Source organism: Candidatus Sulfotelmatobacter sp. (assembly GCA_035498555.1).
Taxonomy (GTDB): domain Bacteria; phylum Eisenbacteria; class RBG-16-71-46; order RBG-16-71-46; family RBG-16-71-46; genus DATKAB01.
Genome location: DATKAB010000172.1, coordinates 1 through 6325, shown reverse-complemented (window position 1 = coordinate 6325; position 6325 = coordinate 1). Strand labels below are relative to the sequence as shown.

Annotated in this window: 6 protein-coding genes; 4 read left to right on the top strand and 2 right to left on the bottom strand. The window is 68.8% G+C overall.

Annotation, left to right across the window (positions count from 1 at the left end):
* Positions 1-1213 (top strand): Glu/Leu/Phe/Val dehydrogenase (locus VMJ70_13710; GenBank protein ID HTO92180.1); only part of this gene is annotated, 1213 nt, incomplete at its 5' end.
* Between the two features lie 16 nt (positions 1214-1229).
* Here VMJ70_13710 and VMJ70_13705 read toward each other — a convergent pair.
* Both VMJ70_13705 and VMJ70_13700 read right to left on the bottom strand, forming a co-directional pair.
* Entirely contained in the window at positions 1230-1655 is a 426-nt protein-coding gene (locus tag VMJ70_13705) for a hypothetical protein (protein HTO92179.1), read from the bottom strand.
* A 42-nt stretch (positions 1656-1697) separates the two neighbouring features.
* Positions 1698-2414, bottom strand: a complete 717-nt coding sequence (locus tag VMJ70_13700) for a hypothetical protein (GenBank protein ID HTO92178.1) — start codon at positions 2412-2414, stop codon at positions 1698-1700.
* Between the two features lie 617 nt (positions 2415-3031).
* Here VMJ70_13700 and VMJ70_13695 point away from each other — a divergent pair.
* The 3 genes from VMJ70_13695 to VMJ70_13685 form a co-directional block, all read left to right on the top strand.
* Positions 3032-4555: an ABC transporter ATP-binding protein gene (locus VMJ70_13695; GenBank protein ID HTO92177.1), complete on the top strand. Its 1524-nt coding sequence runs from the start codon at positions 3032-3034 to the stop codon at positions 4553-4555.
* Positions 4552-5631 carry an ABC transporter permease gene (locus VMJ70_13690; GenBank protein HTO92176.1) on the top strand — a complete coding sequence of 360 codons (1080 nt, stop codon included), beginning with the start codon at positions 4552-4554 and terminating at the stop codon, positions 5629-5631. Before VMJ70_13695 ends, VMJ70_13690 begins: the two co-directional genes overlap by 4 nt.
* Positions 5631-6325: ABC transporter permease (locus VMJ70_13685; protein HTO92175.1), on the top strand; the 695-nt coding region annotated here is incomplete at its 3' end. The genes VMJ70_13690 and VMJ70_13685, both read left to right, overlap by 1 nt.

Sequence of the window (6325 nt, the reverse complement as noted above, 5' to 3'; positions counted from 1 at the left end):
CCAATTCGAGCGCGCTGCCGTCGCACTCGAGCTCGATCCCGGCACGCGCAAGGTGCTCTCGATGCCGAAGCGGGAGCTGGCGGTTTCCATTCCAGTGCGGATGGACGACGGCCGCATCGAGGTGTTTCGAGGCTACCGCGTTCAGCACAACATCGCGCGCGGCCCGGCGAAGGGCGGCATCCGCTATCACCCCGACGTGACGCGCGACGAAGTTCGCGCGCTGGCCTCGTGGATGACCTGGAAGTGCGCCTGTCTCGATCTGCCCTACGGCGGCGGCAAGGGCGGCGTGGTCGTGGATCCGCGCAAGCTTTCGATGGGTGAGCTCGAACGGCTCACGCGGCGCTACGCCAGCGAGATCTTCCCGATCATCGGCCCCGAGCAGGACATTCCCGCGCCCGACGTCTACACCAACAGCCAGACCATGGCGTGGATCATGGACACCTACAGCATGACCAAGGGGACCACCGCGCTCGGTGTGGTGACCGGCAAGCCGGTGAGCCTCGGGGGCTCGAAGGGCCGCGACCGCGCCACCGCGCGCGGCGTGCAATTCGTGCTGCGCGAAACCTGCAAGGATCGCAAGCTCAGCCTCAAAGGCGCGAAGGTGGCGATTCAGGGCTACGGCAACGCCGGCGGCACGCTGGCGACACTGCTGCACGAGGATGGCGCGAAGATCGTGGCGGTGTCGGATTCGAGCACGGGCCTTTACGATGCCAACGGGCTCGATCCGAAGGCGCTCCACGCGCACAAGGACGCCGGCAAAGCGTTCAAGGTCTTCAAGGGCCCGAAGCAGATCACCAATGCGCAGCTGCTCGAGCTGAACGTGGACGTTCTTTGTCCCTCGGCGCTCGAGAATCAGATCACCGGCGCGAACGCCCCGCGCGTCAAGGCCAAGATCGTCGCCGAGGCCGCCAACGGCCCGACCACGCCGCTGGCCGACGAAAACCTCTTCAAGCGCGGGCGCACGGTGATTCCCGACATTCTCGCCAACGCCGGCGGGGTCACCGTCTCGTACTTCGAATGGGTGCAGGACTTCTCGTCGTTCTTCTGGGAGGAGGACGAGGTCGACAAGCGCCTCGAGCGCTCGATGGTCAAGGCCTATCGCCACGTGGCCGAGACCGCGAAGCGCCACAATTGCAGCCTGCGCGACGCCGCCTACATCGTGGCGGTCGGGCGCGTGGCCGAGGCGACGCGGCTGCGGGGACTGTTCCCTTAAGCGGCGCGGGGCGCTGCTATCGATAGAAGCTCTTCACCGCGCCCCAGGTCGAGTTGCGGGTGGGCGTGGCCTGCGGGCATGTGTTGGCGGCTACCCCCTGCCACACCGCGTACTGACGGAGTAGCGGGTTGGCAATGTAGACATCACCGATGCCCGGCGGCTGCGTCAGTTGCAGGATCTCGAATACGAGGCAAGCGCCGTCCGTGCACCCCGCGCACAAATCAGGCCCAGTGCTCCCGGCATTCGAAATCGTCAGGCGGAAGAGGTACTTCTCGCTCAGGGCGTCGACGGCTATCGGCGGACTGACCGCACACACCGTTGTGAAGCGCGCGCGATTGGGATTCGGATAGCTCGTCCGGTAGCCGTAGGAGACTCCCCCGCTCGCTGCCCCGGCCCAAACGTCACCGCAGTGGAACGGACCTCCGAGAAAATTGAAATCCACGGACAGCGCTCCCGAGGTACCTCCCCTGCAGCCGGCGGGGCCTCACCGGTACAGGCTCTTGATCCCGCCCCAGGTGGTGGTGCGAACGGGAGTGGCACCGGGGCAGTCGCCGCCGAAGCCGCCTTGCCAGACTACGTATTGGTGAGCGAGCGGAGTCGTGAGGATGTAGTCACCGACGCCGACGGGTTGATCCAGCTCGACGCTCGTCAGTACCAGACACGCCCCTGCGTCACAGCCGGCGCAATTCCCGGCACCGCTGGTGTTTGTGTTCGAGATCGTGAATCGGAAGAGGTAGTTCTCGGTGACCGCATCAATTGGCACCGGGTTCGCCACCGCACAGACCACTCGCATTCGAGCGCGATTCGGAGCGGAGTAGTTCGACTGATAGTTTGACCCGCCGGAGGCCTGCCCGGCCCACACGTCGTGGCAATGGAACGGGCCGGTCACGAAATCGAAATCGGCCGACAGGGCGCTCGGCGGGCCAGCGCGACAACCGACGTCGAAGTTCCACCACGGTGGCAGCGTGGGCTCCGTGCTGACCACTGTGATCGCGCCGGCCATGGCCACGAATTGAGGCATCGGCACCGGCGCGATCGCCGAAGCGATCAAAGAACTGAACCCGGCGTTGCTGTCACAGGCAAACGACTTGATGATCGAGCCGTACGTGCCGCAATCGTCCCAGGAGAGATTCATACCGCCGGCGGATGCCGTGCTCACCAGCAGTCCGAGCGCAGAAACAGCGAGTAGAATGCGACGCATGACGAACCTCCTTTACCGGTACAGACTCTTGATCCCGCCCCAGGTCTTCTGGCGCGCGGGGACGGGGCAGGAGTTGAAGCACAGGCCGTCGCCGGTCTGGGGATAGCTCGGGCATTGATCCGGGTGGCACCGCGAACACCGGACGGATGCGCCCGCGGTTGGGAAGCAGATAGCCGGCCTGGAACGCCATGCCTCCAACCGCCTGGTTCTGCCACAGGTCGACGCAGTTGTATGGCCCGGAGATGAAATCTTCGCTCACGGCGAGGTAGGTGTTGCGACAGCTCGGCGACACGAACGAGCCGACCATCGTGTGTACACCTACATTGGTGTCGCAGGCGAATGTCTCCACGCTCTGCCCAAGAGTCCCGCAATCGTTCCAAGAGAGATTGATGCCGCAGGCGCGAGCGGTCGCCGTGGCGAACAGGGCGCAGACAGCGGCGGGGAGAATGCGCGGGATGCGACCCATGGCGGGCCTCGAGGGTTACGAGCGCGGGCGCTCGTCGGGGGGATGCCGCCCAATAAGCATAGTCCTCCCGCGCCGGCGCGCCAGCAGCAAATTGGGCGCCCGCGATTCGCGGTAGCACCGCACGCGGCCTACCGTTAGGCTGCCGCGCACCATGCCCGCTCCAGAACTCGCGCTCCGTCATATCACGCGCCGCTTCGGCCCGGTGCTCGCCAACGACGACGTGAGCCTCACGCTCGAGCCCGGCGAGATCCACGCGATTGTTGGCGAAAACGGCGCCGGCAAGACCACGCTGATGCGAGTGCTGTGCGGTCTCCTGCCCCCCGATTCCGGCAGCATCGAGGTCGACGGCCGCGCCACACGCTTCCACGGTCCCGCGGACGCCCTGCGTTGCGGGCTCGGCATGGTGCACCAGCACTTCCTGCTGGTGGATCGCATGACGGCGGCCGAGAACGTGGTGCTCGGCCGCGAACCCGGTGGCGCCATCGGGATCTTTCGCCATTCGGCCGCGAACCGGGCGGTGCGCGAGCTCGCCGAACGCGTGCGCCTTCCGGTGCGCGCGGACGCACCGGTGCGATCGCTGTCGGTCGGTGAACAGCAGCGGGTCGAGATCCTCAAGGCGCTCTATCACGGCGCTCGAGTGCTGGTGCTCGACGAGCCGACCGCGGTGCTGACGCCGCAGGAAGTCGACGAGCTGTTCGCGGTGCTGCGGAGGCTCAAGGCCGATGGCGCCACGATCGTCCTCATCACCCACAAGCTCGCCGAGGTGAAGGCGCTGGCCGAGCGCGTCACGGTGATGCGGTCCGGCCGCGTCGTAGGCTCGGGCGCCGCCGCCAAGTTCAGCATCGAAGCACTGGCCGAGCTGATGGTCGGCCGCCCGGTGCCGCCGTTGCGCGCGCGCGCCGCACGCGAGCCCGGCCCGCCCCAACTCCAGGTGCGCGATCTGGTGGTGCTGGAGGATCGCGGGCTCGAGGCCGTTCGCAGCGTCAACTTCGAGGTGCGCGCGGGCGAGATCGTGGGCGTCGCCGGCGTCGAGGGCAACGGGCAGCAAGAGCTGGTCGAAGCGCTGGCGGGATTGCGCGGGGTGGCGCGCGGCCAGATCGTGGCAGGCGGCGCTCCGCTGCGTGGCGCGGTGCGCGAGCACGCCGCCGCCGGAATCGCCCATATCCCCGGCGATCGACTGCGCCGCGGGCTCGTCGCCGAGATGACGCTGGCCGAGAACCTGGCGCTCGGCCGCCAGAACGAGTCGCCGCCGGCGCGAGGACCCTGGCTCACGCCTTCGGCGCTCGAACGCGCCGCCGCGCCGCTGCTCGAGCAATTCGACGTGCGCCCGCCGCTCGCCCATCTGCTCGCGCGCCAGCTGTCGGGCGGCAATCAGCAGAAGCTGGTGGTGGCGCGCGAGCTGACGCGCGGCGCGGCCGTCCTGCTGGCCGCGCATCCCACGCGCGGCGTGGACCTCGGCGCGGTCGCAGCGATCCACGACAAGCTGCTCGCCCAGCGCGATTCGGGCCGCGCGATTCTGCTGGTGTCCTCGGAGCTCACCGAGATCCTCGCGCTCAGCGACCGCATTCTGGTGATGCACGCGGGCCGGATCGTCCACGAGACGCGCCCCGCCGAGACCGACGAGCGCGCGCTCGGTCTCTACATGGCGGGCAAACGCGACGGAGCCGCGGCGTGAGCGTCGCCGCGCCCATCGCCGCGCCCTCCTCGACGCACGCCGCCGACCTCGAGCGCCGCCGCCGGCTGCTGTCGGCCTCGGCGCCTCTGCTGGCGGTGGCGCTGGCGCTGGGCGCCGGGGCGATCTTCATCGCCGCGATCGGCCAGGATCCGCTCGCGATCTATGCGGAGATGTTTCGCGAGTGCTTCGGCACCGGTTACGGCATCGGCCAGACCCTGTTCAAGGCGACGCCGCTCCTGTTCACCGGGCTCGCGGTCGCAATCGGCTTCCGCACCGGGCTCTTCAACATCGGCGTCGAGGGCCAGATGTATCTGGGCGGGTTTGCCGCGGCGATGGCCGGGCTGCTGCCGCTGCCCGGGCCGCTGCGCCTTGCGGTCGCGCTGCTCGCGGCGGCGGCAGCGGGCGGCGCGTGGGGTGCACTGCCCGGCTATCTCAAGAGCCGCTTCGGCGCCCACGAGGTGATCAACACCATCATGCTCAACTTCATCGCCTTCGCGCTGGTGGCGTGGATCGGACACTCGGTGTTCGAGCCCGCCACGGTGCGCACCGCCGAGCTGCCGTCGGGCTGGCTGCCGCGCCTCTCGCTGTGGATCCCGGCGCTCTCGGGCTCGCCCGCCAACGCCTCGCTGCTGCTCGCGCTGCTGTGCGCGTGGGCGGTGGGAACGCTCCTTTTCCGCACGCGGCTGGGCTACGAGCTGCGCGCGGTCGGGTTCAATCCCGCCGCCGCCGAATACGCCGGCATTCCGGTGGGGCGCACGCAGGCGCTGGCGATGGCGCTGTCGGGCGCGGTGGCCGGGCTCGCCGGCGTCAACTTCGTGCTCGGCTACAAGCACTGGTTCGAGCTGGGATTCTCGGCCGGCGCCGGCTTCCTCGGCATCGCGGTGGCGTTGCTCGGGCGCAATCAGCCGTGGGGCGTGCTGATCGCGGCGCTGTTCTTCGGAGCGCTGTCCTACGGTGGACTGGTGGTGAATCAGCGCGTGCCGAAGGAACTCGTTGAAGCGCTGCAGGGGCTGGTCATCTTGTTCGCGATCTGCGCCCAGCAGGCCTTCGAGCGGCTGGCCGCGAGGATGCGCTGATGGATCTGCTGCTGTTCATCGCCGCGGCGCTGCGCATCAGCGTTCCCTACACGCTGGCCGCGGTCGGCGCTTCGTTCAGCGAGCGAGGCGGGGTGATCAATCTCGGGCTCGAGGGCACGATGCTGAACGGGGCGCTCGCCTACGCGCTGGCCGCCTACGCCACCGGCAATCCGTGGCTCGGGCTCGCGGCGGCGATCGTCGCCGGATTGCTCACGGCGGCGCTCCACGCGATCGTGACGGTGGGATTCCGCGCCGATCAGATCACCAGCGGGCTCGGCATCAATCTGCTCGCCGCCGGGCTCACCAAGTTCACGCTCACCCAGGTGTTCCACTCGTCGTCCAATTCGCCGCGCGTGCCCGGGCTTCCCGAGTGGACCACGCTCGGGCTCGACCGGCTGCCGGGGCTCGGGCCGGTGCTGGCGACTCCGCTGGTGCTGATCACCCTCGCGCTGGTGGCGATCGCGAGCTGGGTGGCGTTCCGCTCGGTATTCGGCCTCAGGCTCACCAGCATTGGCGAGCGGCCCGAGGCGGCGGCGGCGCTCGGGCTGTCGGTGCCGCTCTATCGCACCGCGGGCGTGCTGATCTCGGGCGCGTTCGCGGCGCTCGGCGGCGCGTGGCTCGCGAGCGAGCAGCACAGCTTCACCGACGGGCTCACCAGCGGGCGGGGCTACATCGCGCTGGCGGCGATGATCGT